Source organism: Pseudomonas sp. UBA6699, assembly GCF_002454615.1.
GTDB classification, from domain to species: Bacteria; Pseudomonadota; Gammaproteobacteria; order Pseudomonadales; family Pseudomonadaceae; genus Aquipseudomonas; species Aquipseudomonas juntendi.
Genome location: NZ_DKJF01000044.1, coordinates 962 through 1,798, shown reverse-complemented (window position 1 = coordinate 1,798; position 837 = coordinate 962). Strand labels below are relative to the sequence as shown.

At 58.1% G+C, this 837-nt stretch carries 2 protein-coding genes; both read left to right on the top strand.

Annotated elements, in window-relative coordinates:
* The coding region (locus tag B3361_RS08660; protein WP_286920166.1) for an NUDIX domain-containing protein at window positions 1-325 on the top strand (325 nt) is incomplete at its 5' end.
* A 297-nt stretch (window positions 326-622) separates the two neighbouring features.
* Window positions 623-837: cytosine permease (locus B3361_RS08655; RefSeq protein ID WP_286920165.1), on the top strand; the 215-nt coding region annotated here is incomplete at its 3' end.

Below are 837 nucleotides of genomic sequence, written 5' to 3'. Positions count from 1 at the left end.
GACCACCGAGCAGGCGGCGCTGCGCGAGGTGTGGGAAGAAAGCGGCGTGCGGGCCGACATCATTTCGCCGTACTCGATTTTCAGCGTGCCGAAAATCAGCGAGGTCTACATCATCTTCCGCGCCATCGTGACCGAAGAAACCGGGCAATACGGATCGGAAACGCTGGCGTACAAGTTCTTCGCACCGGATGAGATCCCTTGGGATCAGATCTACTACCCGGCGATCCGGCAGATTCTCGAACGTTACATCCTGGAGCGGCAGGCTGGGGTGTATGGCATGTACATGGGCAATGACGACACCGGCAAGGTGCACTTCATGCGTTAGCCGGTACTGGCCCTGTGCTCCAAAAATGCGCGGGTCGCACCAGCAAAGCTCACCCATCACCGCCCACACAAAGCGCAACCCCTCTACACCAAGCCCTTCAGCCAACTGGCACCCTCCTTGCTACCGTCATCCGCTTAAGCTTTTGTCAGCCTTAGGTTTTTTAAGGCTTATAGGTACATATTTACTAATTTCCCGTTCCCCCAGCGGCCCGCATCATCGCTCCAACAAGAACGCGTTGCCCATCGCCGGCACGCACCCGGGCAGTTGCCAATGCCCTACCTTGCCTTGGAGTCAGTCATGACCAGTGCAGCCAATTCGGCACCCCTCATAGAAAAACACACGATCGGCTATGTGCCACCGCAAGACCGCCATGGAAAGGTAAGGGATCTGTTCACGCTGTGGTTCGGCGGCAACATTGCGCCGTTGCCCATCGTCACCGGCGCGTTGGGCGTGCAGCTGTTTCACCTGAACCTGGTATGGGGCATCGTCGCCATCCTGGTGGGCCACCTGCT